The following is a 15811-nucleotide window of genomic DNA, read 5'->3' as shown; positions in this document are numbered from 1 at the left end:
ACTGCATTATTTGTTAGCTATGACGGCGATTATCGCTACGGCGGCAACGTTTGTCATAGTGGCGAACCCACCAGTAACGGTCGCACACCTGTTCATGCCCGCCAACACGGGCACCCGCCAGCCAGAGAATGGCACCGACGAAAATACTTAGCACTGCACCATGTGCGAAATACTGGGGCATATTAAACTGTGGTAACTGGTTGAGGATTGAATACCCCACACCAACTACCATCACCACCAGACCCAACCCCATGAGCACGTTACCGAGTAACGAAGCATTTTTGCGTTTCATATGTCACCTCCGGAACTTTCTGGGTTGTAACAGGGAATACCCCTCTTCCTTATGTGTAAAGTATAGACAACACCCTGTGGGTTATGTGCGGGCGTGATCACAATTACAACCCTTATTTCAACAAAACTTTACAAATAAACGCCTGAACACCTTGATTTTCTAATAGTCCACTTAGGCAATTATTGCGTTATCTGCATTTGATACGCAGTTTTTTGTCAAGCGGGGCCGCAACCAGTAAACTACGCGCCAGTTATGTACACACTCAGGACAAAAAAACGTGACGATTAAATTGATTGTCGGCCTGGCGAACCCCGGCGCTGAATACGCCGCAACGCGACATAATGCTGGTGCCTGGTTCGTTGACTTACTGGCAGAGCGATTGCGCGCTCCGCTGCGCGAAGAGGCTAAATTCTTTGGTTATACTTCGCGAGTCACCCTTGGAGGCGAAGATGTCCGCCTGTTAGTCCCGACTACATTTATGAATCTCAGCGGCAAAGCCGTTGCGGCGATGGCCAGTTTTTTCCGCATTAATCCGGACGAGATTCTGGTGGCCCACGACGAACTGGATCTGCCTCCTGGCGTCGCCAAATTTAAGTTGGGCGGTGGCCATGGTGGTCACAATGGACTGAAAGACATCATCAGTAAATTGGGTAATAACCCTAACTTTCACCGTTTACGCATCGGAATCGGTCATCCGGGCGATAAAAATAAAGTTGTCGGTTTTGTGTTAGGCAAACCGCCTGTTAGTGAACAGAAGTTAATTGATGAAGCCATCGACGAAGCGGCACGTTGTACTGAAATGTGGTTTACAGAGGGCTTGACCAAAGCAACGAACCGATTGCACGCCTTTAAAGCGCAATAAGTCGTTGTCTGCGGCATTTTTGCCGAGTGCCGTGTATAATAGGCAAAGTTATTTCCATTTCTGCAATCTGTTAGCAATAACAGGTTGATTATTAAGATATTAAGGTGATTTAAATCATGGGATTCAAATGCGGTATCGTCGGTTTGCCCAACGTCGGGAAATCTACCCTGTTCAACGCGCTGACCAAAGCCGGTATTGAAGCGGCCAACTTTCCATTCTGCACCATCGAGCCGAACACAGGCGTCGTACCAATGCCTGACCCTCGCCTGGATCAACTGGCTGAAATCGTAAAACCGCAGCGTACGCTTCCCACGACCATGGAATTTGTCGATATCGCCGGTCTGGTAAAAGGCGCATCGAAAGGCGAAGGTCTGGGTAACCAGTTCCTGACCAACATCCGTGAAACCGAAGCGATCGGTCACGTTGTTCGCTGCTTTGAAAACGACAACATCATTCACGTTTCCGGCAAAGTTAACCCGGCGGATGATATTGAAGTTATCAACACAGAACTGGCGCTGGCAGACCTCGACACCTGCGAACGTGCGATTCATCGCGTACAGAAGAAAGCCAAAGGCGGCGATAAAGACGCGAAAGCCGAGCTGGCGGTACTGGAAAAATGCCTGCCACAGCTGGAAAACGCAGGTATGCTGCGCGCGCTGGATTTAAGCGCTGAAGAGAAAGCGGCTATTCGTTACCTGAGCTTCCTGACGCTGAAACCAACAATGTACATCGCCAACGTCAACGAAGACGGTTTTGAAAACAACCCGTATCTTGACCAGGTGCGTGAAATCGCGGCGAAAGAAGGTTCTGTTGTGGTTCCGGTTTGTGCTGCTGTTGAAGCAGACATTGCCGAACTGGACGACGAAGAACGTGACGAGTTTATGCAGGAGCTTGGGCTGGAAGAGCCGGGCCTGAACCGCGTGATCCGTGCCGGTTATAAGCTGCTGAACCTGCAAACTTACTTCACTGCTGGGGTGAAAGAAGTGCGTGCATGGACCATTCCGGTTGGTGCAACCGCGCCGCAGGCCGCTGGCAAAATCCATACTGATTTTGAAAAAGGCTTTATCCGCGCACAAACTATTTCGTTCGAAGATTTCATCACTTACAAAGGTGAACAAGGCGCGAAAGAAGCAGGCAAAATGCGTGCAGAAGGTAAAGATTACATCGTTAAAGATGGCGATGTAATGAACTTCCTGTTCAACGTCTAATTAATTTGTTGTCTCATGAGGTTTCGCTAAATCTCATGAAGAGCGCAAAAGTATATAAAATCCACGCAATTGCGTGGATTTTTCATTTCACCGAGTCCTAACCATTCTTATAACATCCTACACTTTTGTGCTTATTGCCTATAGTGAACCACGAGAATAATTAAAGACATAAGTGTTCAGATGAGGGATATCTCATTAGCAATGAGATCACGTAAGTTTGTGTTCCACTGCACATCAGACACCTTTTACAGCTGATCAATATTGATCACGCTCCAATATGCTGGCGAGAAAAGGACTTGCCTGAAGGGCAATATCCAGCAGATAAAGCCCCCGAATAACGTGATTACGTGCGATCCTGGCAAGATGAAAATGATAACCAGTATCACGATAATAACGATATGCCAGAAAATCCATTGATCAAAAATGAATATCGATGTTTTTTGCTTTTTCTTATTAGTAATGCAAAAATGGCTCATATTGTTTTTGTTATGCAGATACATCAAGCGAAAACCCCATAACTAATTAGGATTATTACCAAAAATATTCACCAAATTATTTAACCGCTGTTTGTTGTAATGTTTTTGTCATATTCATAGTAACGAATTGGAATAAGTAACGACAACTTAGGGAATAACTCGATCTAAACTCACCTTTGTAAGGGGGATGTTAAATATATATTAATTCCTGTGTTCCTGATTTTGCCCGGTAATAGAGAATTATTCTCAGAGCAGCTCATCATGATTGCACCATACAAATATCATGATGATAAGAGGATATTATTCATTGACTTAAACAAAGTGACAAAATCCATAGACCCATAGCTTGGGTACTATATAGGAGTGGTATGGGCATCAAACAACATAATGGGAATACCAAAGCCGATCGTCTCGCTGAATTAAAAATCCGTTCGCCCTCCATTCAACTGATAAAATATGGCGCTATTGGTTTGAATGCAATTATCTTTTCCCCCCTGCTGATAGCTGCTGATTTAGGAAGTCAAAATGGCACCAATATTACTATTAATGATGGTGACAGAATTACAGGAGATACCGCCGATCCATCAGGAAACCTCTATGGTGTAATGACCCCAGCAGGAAACACGCCTGGCAATATCAACCTGGGTGATGATGTCACCGTCAATGTCAACGACGCCTCTGGATATGCAAAGGGAATCATTATTCAGGGCAAGAACAGCTCTCTGACAGCTAACCGACTTACAGTAGATGTTGTTGGTCAAACCTCTGCCATCGGCATTAATTTAATTGGTGACTATACACATGCTGACTTAGGCACAGGCAGCACCATTAAGAGTAACGATGACGGCATCATTATTGGGCATAGCTCAACACTAACAGCCTCTCAATTCACCATTGAAAACTCGAACGGTATAGGCCTAACCATCAATGACTATGGCACCAGTGTCGATCTTGGAAGCGGTAGTAAAATCAAGACCGATGGAAGTACAGGTGTTTATATCGGTGGTCTCAACGGCAATAACGCCAACGGTGCTGCGCGTTTTACGGCGACAGACCTGACAATCGATGTTCAGGGCTACAGCGCCATGGGAATAAACGTACAGAAAAACTCTGTTGTCGATCTCGGAACAAACAGTACCATTAAAACCAATGGCGATAATGCACACGGCCTCTGGAGCTTTGGCCAGGTGAGCGCGAATGCACTCACTGTTGATGTAACTGGAGCCGCTGCCAATGGCGTCGAAGTTCGTGGTGGTACAACCACTATCGGTGCTGATAGCCATATTTCTTCCGCGCAGGGCGGTGGCCTCGTAACCAGTGGTTCAGACGCGACAATCAATTTTTCTGGCACGGCAGCGCAACGAAACAGCATCTTTTCCAGCGGTTCTTATGGTGCCTCAGCCCAGACGGCAACGGCTGTTATCAACATGCAAAATACCGATATTACGGTTGATCGTAATGGCAGTCTGGCGCTGGGTTTGTGGGCGCTCAGCGGCGGTAGAATAACCGGAGACAGTTTGGCTATCACCGGCGCGGCAGGAGCCAGGGGGATTTATGCCATGACCAACAGCCAGATCGATCTCACGAGCGATCTGGTCATTGATATGAGTACACACGACCAGATGGCCATCGCAACGCAACATGACGATGGTTATGCCGCCAGCCGCATCAACGCTTCGGGTCGTATGCTTATCAACGGTAGCGTTCTTTCTAAAGGTGGGCTAATCAATCTGGATATGCACCCTGGGTCGGTTTGGACAGGTTCTTCCCTCAGCGATAATGTCAATGGCGGGAAACTAGACGTTGCAATGAATAACAGCGTCTGGAACGTAACAAGTAATTCTAATCTCGACACGCTGGCGCTGAGCCATTCAACTGTCGATTTTGCCAGCCACGCGTCAACTGCCGGCACATTTACCACATTAAACGTAGAGAACCTTAGCGGTAACAGTACCTTTATTATGCGTGCTGATGTTGTTGGCGAGGGTAATGGCGTTAATAATAAAGGGGATTTATTGAATATCAGCGGGAGTAGTGCTGGTAATCACGTATTGGCTATCCGTAACCAGGGCAGCGAGGCCACAACGGGAAATGAAGTTCTGACAGTGGTAAAAACCACTGACGGCGCGGCCTCGTTCAGCGCGTCTTCTCAGGTTGAGTTGGGGGGATATCTGTATGATGTGCGTAAAAATGGCACTAACTGGGAGCTTTATGCTTCCGGGACAATTCCGGAGCCGACTCCTAATCCAGAGCCCACACCAGCTCCCGCTCAGCCCCCCATAGTCAACCCCGATCCTACGCCTGCCCCCGCTCCCACGCCTAAACCCACCACGACCGCAGATGCTGGCGGCAATTATCTCAATGTCGGTTACTTATTGAACTATGTTGAAAACCGTACGCTGATGCAACGGATGGGTGACCTGCGAAATCAGGGTAAAGACGGTAATATCTGGTTGCGCAGTTATGGGGGAAGCCTGGACTCCTTTGCCAGTGGCAAACTGAGCGGCTTTGACATGGGTTACAGCGGTATCCAGTTTGGTGGGGATAAACGTCTCTCTGATGAAATGCCGTTGTATGTCGGTCTGTATATTGGCTCAACACATGCATCGCCGGACTATAGCGGAGGCGACGGTACCGCACGTTCAGACTACATGGGAATGTACGCCAGTTACATGGCACACAACGGTTTTTACAGCGATCTCGTTGTAAAAGCATCGCACCAGAAAAATAGTTTCCACGTACTGGACAGTCAGAACAACGGCGTTAACGCCAACGGCACTGCGAATGGATTGAGCATCTCCCTGGAAGCCGGGCAGAGGTTCAACCTGACCCCTACTGGTTATGGGTTCTATATAGAGCCGCAAACCCAGCTCACATACAGCCACCAGAATGAGATGGCTATGAAGGCGAGTAATGGTCTCAATATACATCTGAATCACTACGAATCGCTGCTGGGGCGTGCCAGCATGATACTGGGATATGACATCACCGCAGGCAACAGCCAGCTGAATGTCTATGTGAAGACTGGCGCTATCCGCGAGTTTTCAGGGGATACCGAATATCTGTTGAACAACTCCCGGGAGAAGTACAGTTTCAAAGGTAATGGCTGGAATAACGGCGTGGGAGTCAGTGCACAGTATAACAAACAGCACACATTCTATCTCGAAGCGGATTACACGCAGGGTAACCTCTTTGATCAGAAGCAAGTCAACGGAGGATATCGCTTCAGCTTTTAAGTGCGGGATAGACAAGCCCTTAAACGATGCTGAAAATTTTTAGCGTGCGCCGGAATGAAATACAGATCACTCTGATGTATCAGAAATCGTCTCTGTCTTTCATACCCGGCGCTTAAACTGCCCTGCATCAATGCCATGTTGCTTCATTTTCCGCCACAGCGTAGTGCGGCCGATTCCAAGTAAAGCCGACATTTCCTGAATGCGACCGCCTGTGACCTGGGCTGCGTTAATAATTGCCTCTTTTTCAACTTCCGCAAATGACAGACTGGTGGAAAGGCGAGTGGCGCTGACATCATCTGTCGCCTGCTCGGTAAACAGATGTTCAGGCAAATCACTGACGCGAATGCGCCCGTTATCACTACTCAGAGCAAGATTCTCGATGACGCTGTAAAGTTCAAAATCATTGCCTGGCCATGCACAAGAAACCAGGCGAGCGAGGGCATCGTCATCAATTTTCAGACGCGTAGAGAAGCGTTTTTCAAGACTGCGTAATTTGTTATTCACCAGCGCCGGAATGCTGCCACGCCGCATACGCAGAGGCGGGATGGTAATTTCAAATGCATGCAGCGCGTAATACAGCTGGCGACTAAAGCGATTTTGTTCCACCAGCATTGCCAGGTCCGCGGTCGTTGTGGCAATCACTTTGACATCAATTGGTATTAAACGCCGCGCATCCAGTCGCGTGATAACACCCTGCTTGATAACCTGAAGCAAAGCAGACTGTAACTCCACCGCCAGATATTCAATCTTTTCAAGAAACAGCGTGCCGCCGTGCGCCAGTTCAAGTCGACTCAGACGACCATTTTCATTGTCCGTGCGATCGCCGCCAATAAATTCTTCCGCCAGCGCCGCATCACCATATAACTCACAATTGACGGCGATATAAGGCCCCGCTGCACGCTCACTTTCATTATGAATTGCCTGACTTAGCAGTGCCTTGCCCACGCCCTCTTCTCCACAAAGCAGGACAGGAAAGCTACTGCGCGCCGCCTGGCGACCAAAATGAATCAAGCGGCGGGTTTGCGGATCGTCCTGTGGCATATGAGCGAAAGTATGGCTGACTCTTCCTAATTGACTGGTCATTAACTGCCGCATCTGTTCCACAGGATGGAGCAACAAAATAAAGCTGGTTCCCTGCGTTTCTATTATCGGTTTAAGGGTTATCACCGCATCAATAAACTGGTGCTGACTTTCAAAGGTTGCTTCTACGTGTTTGAGCGGATGTGCCTGTTTTATTGCTTGTTGCAATACGGCGGGTAACGTTAAGAGTTCAGTGATCGCCCTTCCCTGACTTGCCGTCGCGTCAAGGCGCAAGACCCGCGCCGCCTGGGCATTGATAAATTGCAAATTACCCTGCTCGTCCCAGCTAATCACGCCATCATCCATACTTTCTAACAGGGCATTAAGTTGATTTAAATGACGGTTAGTTTCAGCGAGCAAACTGTCCGTCAGCAGTAAATTTCCGACCTCGCGTGCGATTGCCAACGTCAACGGCAAATCAGCTGCGGTGGTTTGCTCAACCGGACACGCCAGCGCTATTGTTCCCGTCAATCGGCCCTTGCTGTCAAACAACGGCGTTGCACAAAAGGCCCAGTTCCAGAGTGCCTGTTTGAAATGTTGATCGGCCATCGTTTTCACGGCCTGACCAGAGATAGCCGCTAACGATAGCGCACAAGTACCAATAATTCCCTCGGCGCAATACGTGCCGTCATTGAATCCCAGTGCACTTAGCTGCTGCAAGGTTTGCGGATCGCCATTACGGCTGAGAATGCAGGCGGTTTCATCGAGGATAAGCAGCGCACACGCTCGCGGTGCCATGTATTCCCAGGCATCTTCCAGCGCAGCCTGCCCGAGCGTCAGCATCGCTTTCTTACGCCGATAGATAGAAGCAAATGTCACACCCTGGGCCTGGTGCGGTACGCTCCATGTCTCCCGTTTCATCAGTTTATTGCATCGCTCCCAGGAGGCTGCAATTAAGGGAGATATGCCCCGTTCATCGTTGTTAAAAGCGCCACTCATATCCCGCATCCTTTGTGACAAAAGGTGTTCCGGCTCGCAATTTTTAGTATTAAAACGCGTAACAGTTTCAATATGGAACATTCATTAAAACATATGTTTCACCATGAAACATAATTTGGGCTAATTTTCTTTTCCCTTACCTGATGCACAATGGATTTATCGGCAGTCAGTGGTCGCCGTGTCGTTGAACATCATCCATGCCCTACCGTAATTGCTGGAGCAAGATAATGAAAAAATTGATCAATGATGTGCAAGACGTTCTGGACGAACAACTGGCGGGTCTGGCGAAAGCGCATTCATCGCTGAAACTGCATCAGGATCCGGTGTATGTCACCCGAGCTGATGCCCCCGTTGCAGGAAAAGTCGCCCTGCTGTCGGGCGGCGGCAGCGGACACGAACCGATGCACTGCGGTTATATCGGTCAAGGGATGCTTTCGGGAGCCTGTCCGGGCGAAATATTCACCTCACCGACGCCCGATAAAATTTTTGAATGCGCCATGCAAATTGATGGCGGCGAAGGTGTACTGCTGATTATCAAAAATTACACCGGCGATATTCTTAACTTCGAAACAGCAACAGAATTACTGCACGATAGCGGCGTAAAAGTGACCACCGTGGTCATTGATGACGACGTTGCAGTAAAAGACAGTCTTTATACCGCCGGGCGGCGCGGCGTTGCCAACACCGTATTAATCGAAAAACTCGTAGGCGCAGCGGCAGAGCGTGGCGACTCGCTGGAGGCTTGTGCACAACTGGGGCGTAAGTTGAACAATCAGGGCCATTCTATTGGTATCGCTCTCGGTGCCTGTACCGTTCCTGCCGCGGGCAAACCTTCTTTTACCCTGGCGGATAATGAGATGGAGTTTGGCGTCGGCATTCATGGTGAGCCGGGTATTGACCGCCGCCCCTTCTCCTCCCTTGACCAAACAGTTGATCAAATGTTCGACACCCTGCTGGAAAATGGCTCATACCACCGCACGCTCCGCTTCTGGGATTATCGACAAGGTAGCTGGCAGGAAGAGACGCAAACTAAACAACCGCTTCAGCCTGGCGATCGGGTGATTGCGCTGGTTAACAATCTTGGCGCAACTCCGCTTTCTGAGCTGTACGGCGTCTATAACCGCCTGGCCACGCGTTGCCAGCAAGCGGGCTTGACTATCGAGCGCAATTTAATCGGCGCGTATTGTACCTCACTGGACATGACCGGTTTCTCTATCACCTTACTGAAAGTTGATGACGAAACGCTGGCACTCTGGGACGCCCCGGTCCACACCCCGGCCCTTAACTGGGGTAAATAAGGAGATAGCAATGTCACTGAGCAGAACTCAAATTGTTAACTGGCTCACTCGTTGTGGCGATATTTTCAGTACCGAGAGCGAGTATCTTACCGGACTGGATCGCGAAATTGGCGACGCTGACCACGGGCTAAATATGAACCGTGGCTTTAGCAAGGTGGTAGAAAAACTCCCTGCTATCGCAGATAAAGATATCGGTTTCATTCTCAAGAATACCGGCATGACGCTGCTTTCCAGCGTCGGTGGTGCCAGTGGTCCGCTGTTCGGTACTTTCTTTATCCGCGCCGCACAGGCGACACAGGCACGGCAAAGCCTGACGCTGGAAGAACTGTATCAGATGTTCCGCGATGGTGTAGACGGCGTAATCAGTCGCGGGAAAGCCGAACCTGGCGATAAAACTATGTGTGATGTCTGGGTGCCGGTGGTGGAATCGTTACGTCAGTCCAGCGAGCAAAATCTCTCTGTTCCGGTGGCGCTCGAAGCCGCCAGTAGCGTCGCTGAATCCGCTGCACAAAGTACGATTACGATGCAAGCCCGCAAAGGCCGCGCCAGTTATCTCGGTGAACGCAGTATTGGTCACCAGGATCCCGGCGCGACCTCCGTGATGTTTATGATGCAAATGCTGGCGTTAGCCGCAAAAGAGTAAGGAAATGGTGATGGTAAACCTGGTCATAGTTTCACATAGCGCCCGACTGGGAGAAGGTGTCGGTGAATTAGCCCGTCAGATGTTAATGAGTGATAGCTGTAAAATCGCCATTGCCGCGGGAATTGACGATCCCCAAAATCCCATTGGTACCGATGCCGTCAAAGTGATGGAGGCCATCGAGTCCGTTGCCGATGCCGACCATGTGTTGGTCATGATGGATATGGGGAGTGCGTTATTGAGTGCAGAAACCGCACTGGAATTGCTTGCGCCAGAGATCGCCGCGAGAGTACGTTTGTGTGCTGCGCCGTTGGTCGAAGGAACGCTGGCAGCAGCGGTCAGTGCAGCTTCGGGGGCGGATATTGACAAAGTCATCCATGACGCCATGCATGCGCTGGAAGCCAAACGTGAACAACTGGGTTTATCGTCATCCGCCACTGAAATCTCCGACATATGCCCCTCGCACGATGAAGAAGCCCGTTCTCTGTCGGTGGTCATAAAAAACCGTAACGGACTCCACGTACGTCCGGCCTCCCGGCTGGTTTATACCTTATCGACATTTAATGCCGATATGTTGCTGGAGAAAAACGGTAAATGCGTCACGCCGGAGAGTATTAACCAGATCGCGCTACTACAAGTCCGCTATAACGATACGCTGCGCCTGATTGCGAAAGGGCCAGAAGCTGAAGAGGCGCTGGTTGCTTTCCGTCAGCTGGCTGAAGATAACTTTGGTGAGACGGAAGAGATAGCACCGCCAACTCTGCGTCCAGCTCCGCCTGTCACAGGCAAAGCCTTTTATTATCAACCGGTTTTATGCACAGTACAGGCGAAATCATCACTGAGCGTGGAAGAAGAACAGGAACGGTTACGCCAGGCAATTGACTTCACGTTGTTAGATCTGATGACGTTAACAGCGAAAGCAGAAGCCAGCGGGCTTGACGATATTGCCGCAATCTTTTCTGGTCACCATACACTGTTAGATGATCCGGAACTGCTGGCGGCGGCAAGCGAACTCCTTCAGCATGAACATTGCACGGCAGAATATGCCTGGCAGCAAGTTCTTAAAGAACTTAGCCAGCAATACCAGCAACTGGATGATGAATATCTACAAGCTCGCTATATTGATGTGGACGATCTTCTGCATCGCACCCTGGTCCACCTGACCCAAACGAAAGAAGAACTCCCGCAGTTTAACTCGCCAACTATTCTACTGGCGGAGAACATTTATCCTTCCACAGTACTGCAACTGGATCCGGCGGTTGTAAAAGGTATCTGCCTTAGCGCCGGAAGTCCGCTATCCCACAGCGCCCTGATCGCCCGTGAACTGGGGATTGGCTGGATTTGCCAGCAGGGTGAGAAACTGTATGCGATACAACCAGAAGAAACGCTAACGCTGGACGTTAAAACGCAACGTTTCAGCCGTCAGGGTTAAACCACCGTTCGGATGGCATCGTTCTGATGCCATCCGGCTATTTACTCTGCTCTGATATTTTTTAACTACCTGTTATATTTTTTACCAAATCATGATGATTTTTTCTGCGCTAATCGCAAACCAAACGTCGCTGGCTGGCTAATAAACAGACTTTATTTAATTACTCTATTTCACCCTTATTTATCCCTTTAATCTCCTTTTCCAAAATGCCTGACAGTTCGCAGAATGAGATTTCGATCATGCAGTTAGTGCGATCCTGAACTAAGGTTTTCTGATACTTGAATACCGTTTTGTTCGGTTTCGCCCAAGGAGAATGATTGATGAAAGCCACCGCCCCTCCTCGCCCGCAAAAAATAGCGTTAATTCCCGCCTGCGTTTTGTTGTGTTTCGCTGCGCTAGCGGTGCAGGCAGAAGAAACGCCAGTAACGCCACAGCCGCCTGATATTTTGTTAGGGCCGCTGTTTAACGATGTGCAAAACGCCAAACTTTTTCCGGACCAAAAGACCTTTGCTGATGCCGTGCCGAACAGCGATCCGCTAATGATCCTTGCAGATTATCGAATGCAGCAAAACCAGAGCGGCTTTGATCTGCGCCATTTCGTTAACGTCAATTTCACTCTGCCGAAAGAGGGAGAGAAATATGTTCGGCCAGAAGGGCAGTCGCTGCGCGAACATATTGACGGACTTTGGCCTGTATTAACGCGTTCTACCGAAAACACCGAAAAATGGGATTCTCTGTTACCGCTGCCGGAACCTTATGTCGTGCCGGGCGGACGTTTTCGCGAGGTATATTACTGGGACAGTTACTTCACCATGTTAGGGCTTGCCGAAAGCGGCCACTGGGATAAAGTTGCGGATATGGTGGCCAATTTTGCTCATGAAATAGACACTTACGGGCATATTCCCAACGGCAACCGCAGTTACTATTTAAGCCGCTCGCAACCGCCATTCTTTGCCCTGATGGTAGAATTACTGGCGCAGCATGAAGGCGATGCCGCGTTGAAGCAATACCTGCCGCAAATGCAAAAAGAATATGCTTACTGGATGGACGGTGTTGAAAACCTGCAAGCCGGACAACAGGAAAAACGCGTTGTAAAACTTCAGGATGGTACCCTTCTCAACCGCTACTGGGACGATCGCGATACGCCACGGCCAGAGTCATGGGTGGAAGATATTGCCACTGCCAAAAGCAATCCGAATCGACCTGCCACTGAAATTTACCGCGACCTGCGCTCTGCCGCTGCGTCTGGCTGGGATTTCAGCTCGCGCTGGATGGACAATCCGCAGCAGTTAAATACCTTACGCACCACCAGCATCGTACCGGTCGATCTGAATAGCCTGATGTTCAAAATGGAAAAAATCCTTGCCCGCGCCAGCAAAGCTGCCGGAGATAACGCGATGGCAAACCAGTACGAAACGCTGGCGAATGCCCGTCAAAAAGGGATCGAAAAATATCTGTGGAACGATCAACAAGGCTGGTATGCCGATTACGACCTGAAAAGTCATAAAGTGCGCAATCAGTTAACCGCTGCCGCCCTGTTCCCGCTGTACGTCAATGCGGCAGCGAAAGATCGCGCCAGCAAAATGGCGACGGCGACGAAAACACATCTGCTGCAACCAGGCGGCCTGAACACCACGTCGGTGAAAAGTGGGCAACAATGGGATGCGCCAAACGGCTGGGCACCGTTGCAGTGGGTCGCGACAGAAGGATTACAAAACTACGGGCAAAAAGAGGTGGCGATGGATATTAGCTGGCACTTCCTGACCAATGTTCAGCACACCTATGACCGGGAGAAAAAGCTGGTGGAAAAATATGATGTCAGCACCACCGGAACAGGGGGCGGCGGTGGCGAATATCCATTACAGGATGGCTTTGGCTGGACCAATGGCGTGACGCTGAAAATGCTGGATTTGATCTGCCCGAAAGAGCAACCGTGTGACAATGTTCCGGCGACGCGTCCACTCAGTGAATCAACAACACAGCCGGTAAAACAAAATGAGGCGGAACCTACGCCTTAACTTTACTGTATATCGAGCAATGCCATTACGTGCATAAAATTGGCATTGCTCTTTCTTCATCACGAAATACCACTCTTTCTACAGTCTATGCCTTTATTTTCTTTTATTAGGGAAGATTTTAATTTTATTTTATCAACTTGTTAATCATTACACCTCTATTTATATTTTCCCCCACTCCCCATTCTCCCTGACAATTTTTTTGTGGAACAAAGTGTTATTTAAGAAACAAGCAAATCATTCTGTCTCTTTAGACAAATTTTGACATCAAACATGATCTTTTTCGCTATATGTGTAAATATATTTTGGTTTTAATTATCAGGATATGACTTATGTCACTAACCAGACGGAGGTTTACACAGATTCTTGCGTCGACATTGTTCCTGCATCATCTGCCGTCCTTTGCACAATCAGTCAAATTCTGGGCCTCACTGACGCTTCCCGAAGCCCAAAACATTACACGCATCGTCTGGGGGCAGTCGAAGTTTCCAAAGGGTATTCTTCGCTGCTTCAGGGGCCTAATCAAATGGGCGGAGCCATTAATATCCCCCCAGAAGCCAACGAAATCTCTGGAAGCAAGTCTGGGATATCGCCAGGGATGGAGCCGTAGCCAGGACAATGCCTACGATATGCATGCTTCTCGCACAATATTGATGCCGATACCATTCAAAATCAGAACAGCGGCACGGTGGATTACAGCGGTCTGGATGCCGGTATTAAGGGGAAAATCAGCAATATACTGGATGTAGGATTGAGCTACGCCCTGATCCACGCTGACGCCAAACGCAAAGACATCGGCAAGATAACCGATCTGCCAACGCAGACAATGACCGCATGGATGACTCTCAAACCGTGGGAGCCGTTAAGCGTAACGCTGTCGGAAGAGGCGCGTTCCTCCAGCTACAGCAACAGTGACGGTTCACAAAAAGCCGCCGGTTTTGCGGTGACCCACATTCGAGCCGATTACACCTTAGGTCATGGCTTCAGCGTTAATGCGTCGGTCAATAACCTGTTTGATACCAAATATGCCTACAGTGAAGGGTTTATTGAAGAAGGTCGCAATTTCTGGGCAGGTGTCGAATATACGTTCTGATGTGAAAGCGGATAGCAACATCTGTATCGCTATCCGCCTTATGAAAATCTTATTCTCTTCGCAGGAGGCGGAAAACACCCAGCACCAGGATAGCGCCCACTACCGCCACCAGGAAGCTGTGCAAATTAAAACCGCTGATGGAGCCGCCAATGCCAAACATGGTCGCCAGCCAGCCGCCGACCACCGCACCGACTATCCCAAGAATACAGGTCAGGAAAAATCCACCACCATCACGCCCCGGCATGATTAGCTTGGCGATAATACCGGCTATCAGGCCAAAAATAATCCAGGCAATAATTCCCATGTTCAGGCCCTCGTTTCGATGAATCGGACGCAAGAAATGCTTACGTCAACGCTCTAAGTATAGGCAAGGGCGGGATCGATGCTGGGCGTTTGTCGGCTGATTTAAGAACAACATGTAAAAAATATTCACGCATTTGTATTAAGTTTTGTTAACTGTGACCGATAAACCAAAGACAGTTTGTCAGTCAGGAGTTTTTCCGCGTGAGTCATTACCATGAGCAGTTCCTGAAACAAAATCCGTTAGCCGTCCTGGGCGTGTTACGCGATTTGCACAAAGCCGCAATTCCTTTGCGTATCAGTTGGAATGGCGGGCAGCTGATCAGCAAAATACTGGCAATAACCCCGGATAAACTGGTGCTGGATTTCGGCAGCCAGGCCGAAGATAACAACGCTGTGTTAAAGGCGCAGCACATTACCATTACCGCCGAAACCCAGGGCGCGAAAGTCGAATTTACTGTTGAACAACTACAGCAGAGTGAATACTTGCAGCTTCCGGCATTTATTACCGTACCGCCTCCCACCTTGTGGTTTGTACAACGACGCCGATATTTCCGCATCTCCGCCCCACTCCATCCGCCTTATTTTTGCCAGACCAAACTGGCGGATAACAGTACGTTACGTTTCCGCCTGTATGATTTGTCGTTAGGCGGCATGGGCGCATTACTGGAAACGGCAAAGCCTGCCGGATTGCACGAAGGCATGCGCTTCGCTCAGATTGAAGTCAACATGGGGCAATGGGGTGTTTTTCACTTTGACGCCCAGTTAATCTCAATCAGCGAGCGCAAAGTGATTGATGGCAAGAATGAAACCATCACCACTCCCCGTCTGAGCTTCCGTTTTCTTAACGTCAGCCCGACGGTGGAGCGGCAATTACAGCGGATTATTTTCTCTCTCGAGCGGGAAGCCCGGGAGAAAGCGGCCAAAGTGCGCGACTGAT

General features: G+C 49.3%; 11 protein-coding genes and 2 pseudogenes. 10 read left to right on the top strand and 3 right to left on the bottom strand.

The genetic code is table 11. The annotated features are described in order from the left end of the window. Positions 1–13 precede the first annotated feature (13 nt). Positions 14–292, bottom strand: coding sequence for a stress-induced protein YchH (gene ychH / locus QUE34_RS07575; RefSeq protein ID WP_000823885.1), 279 nt, complete (start codon positions 290–292; stop codon positions 14–16). 277 nt (positions 293–569) lie between these two features. Between ychH and pth the strand changes: the two genes are divergently transcribed. The 3 genes from pth (at position 570) to QUE34_RS07560 (ending at position 6074) form a co-directional block, all read left to right on the top strand. Continuing rightward, positions 570–1154 (top strand): aminoacyl-tRNA hydrolase, encoded by a 585-nt coding sequence (pth, locus tag QUE34_RS07570; protein WP_000152937.1) that lies wholly within the window; start codon positions 570–572, stop codon positions 1152–1154. A gap of 116 nt (positions 1155–1270) precedes the next feature. After that, entirely contained in the window at positions 1271–2362 is a 1092-nt protein-coding gene (gene ychF, locus QUE34_RS07565) for a redox-regulated ATPase YchF (protein ID WP_000505866.1), read from the top strand. An 844-nt stretch (positions 2363–3206) separates the two neighbouring features. Continuing rightward, positions 3207–6074 (top strand): autotransporter outer membrane beta-barrel domain-containing protein, encoded by a 2868-nt coding sequence (locus QUE34_RS07560; protein ID WP_032302909.1) that lies wholly within the window; start codon positions 3207–3209, stop codon positions 6072–6074. A 99-nt stretch (positions 6075–6173) separates the two neighbouring features. Here QUE34_RS07560 and dhaR read toward each other — a convergent pair whose 3' ends face one another. Further along, a complete protein-coding gene (dhaR, locus tag QUE34_RS07555; RefSeq protein WP_105268690.1) occupies positions 6174–8093 on the bottom strand; it encodes a dihydroxyacetone kinase operon transcriptional regulator DhaR in 1920 nt (639 codons plus the stop codon). Between the two features lie 227 nt (positions 8094–8320). On the opposite strand from dhaR, the gene dhaK reads away from it, so the two are divergent. The 6 genes and pseudogenes from dhaK to QUE34_RS07525 form a co-directional block, all read left to right on the top strand. Further along, positions 8321–9391, top strand: coding sequence for a dihydroxyacetone kinase subunit DhaK (gene dhaK / locus QUE34_RS07550; protein ID WP_105268689.1), 1071 nt, complete (start codon positions 8321–8323; stop codon positions 9389–9391). A gap of 10 nt (positions 9392–9401) precedes the next feature. Continuing rightward, positions 9402–10034 (top strand): dihydroxyacetone kinase subunit DhaL, encoded by a 633-nt coding sequence (gene dhaL / locus QUE34_RS07545; protein WP_032302907.1) that lies wholly within the window; start codon positions 9402–9404, stop codon positions 10032–10034. A gap of 10 nt (positions 10035–10044) precedes the next feature. Next, entirely contained in the window at positions 10045–11463 is a 1419-nt protein-coding gene (dhaM, locus tag QUE34_RS07540; RefSeq protein WP_105268688.1) for a dihydroxyacetone kinase phosphoryl donor subunit DhaM, read from the top strand. A gap of 320 nt (positions 11464–11783) precedes the next feature. Beyond that, positions 11784–13481, top strand: a complete 1698-nt coding sequence (gene treA / locus QUE34_RS07535; RefSeq protein ID WP_286338945.1) for an alpha,alpha-trehalase — start codon at positions 11784–11786, stop codon at positions 13479–13481. Between the two features lie 329 nt (positions 13482–13810). Continuing rightward, a pseudogene (locus QUE34_RS07530) lies at positions 13811–13948 on the top strand (iron ABC transporter substrate-binding protein); the annotation flags it as partial. A 161-nt stretch (positions 13949–14109) separates the two neighbouring features. Further along, positions 14110–14571, top strand: a pseudogene (locus QUE34_RS07525) (TonB-dependent receptor domain-containing protein); the annotation flags it as partial. A gap of 49 nt (positions 14572–14620) precedes the next feature. On the opposite strand, the gene QUE34_RS07520 reads toward QUE34_RS07525, so the two are convergent. Then, positions 14621–14875 (bottom strand): GlsB/YeaQ/YmgE family stress response membrane protein, encoded by a 255-nt coding sequence (locus QUE34_RS07520; RefSeq protein ID WP_000511315.1) that lies wholly within the window; start codon positions 14873–14875, stop codon positions 14621–14623. Between the two features lie 200 nt (positions 14876–15075). Between QUE34_RS07520 and ycgR the strand changes: the two genes are divergently transcribed. Then, entirely contained in the window at positions 15076–15810 is a 735-nt protein-coding gene (gene ycgR, locus QUE34_RS07515; protein WP_032183986.1) for a flagellar brake protein YcgR, read from the top strand. The last annotated feature ends 1 nt before the right edge of the window (position 15811 follow it).

Source organism: Escherichia sp. KS167_9B (assembly GCF_030295215.1).
GTDB classification, from domain to species: domain Bacteria; phylum Pseudomonadota; class Gammaproteobacteria; order Enterobacterales; family Enterobacteriaceae; genus Escherichia; species Escherichia coli_F.
Note: the sequence above shows the minus strand (reverse complement) of the source record. Positions and strands in the feature narration are given on the sequence as shown.

Excerpts from the sequence above, each read along its gene's own strand:
- ychF (WP_000505866.1), top strand. The coding sequence starts at position 1,271 with ATGGGATTCAAATGCGGTATCGTCGGTTTGCCCAACGTCGGGAAATCT.
- treA (WP_286338945.1), top strand. The coding sequence starts at position 11,784 with ATGAAAGCCACCGCCCCTCCTCGCCCGCAAAAAATAGCGTTAATTCCC.
- dhaL (WP_032302907.1), top strand. The coding sequence starts at position 9,402 with ATGTCACTGAGCAGAACTCAAATTGTTAACTGGCTCACTCGTTGTGGC.
- dhaR (WP_105268690.1), bottom strand. The coding sequence starts at position 8,093 with ATGAGTGGCGCTTTTAACAACGATGAACGGGGCATATCTCCCTTAATT.
- QUE34_RS07520 (WP_000511315.1), bottom strand. The coding sequence starts at position 14,875 with ATGGGAATTATTGCCTGGATTATTTTTGGCCTGATAGCCGGTATTATC.
- QUE34_RS07560 (WP_032302909.1), top strand. The coding sequence starts at position 3,207 with ATGGGCATCAAACAACATAATGGGAATACCAAAGCCGATCGTCTCGCT.
- dhaK (WP_105268689.1), top strand. The coding sequence starts at position 8,321 with ATGAAAAAATTGATCAATGATGTGCAAGACGTTCTGGACGAACAACTG.
- dhaM (WP_105268688.1), top strand. The coding sequence starts at position 10,045 with ATGGTAAACCTGGTCATAGTTTCACATAGCGCCCGACTGGGAGAAGGT.
- ychH (WP_000823885.1), bottom strand. The coding sequence starts at position 292 with ATGAAACGCAAAAATGCTTCGTTACTCGGTAACGTGCTCATGGGGTTG.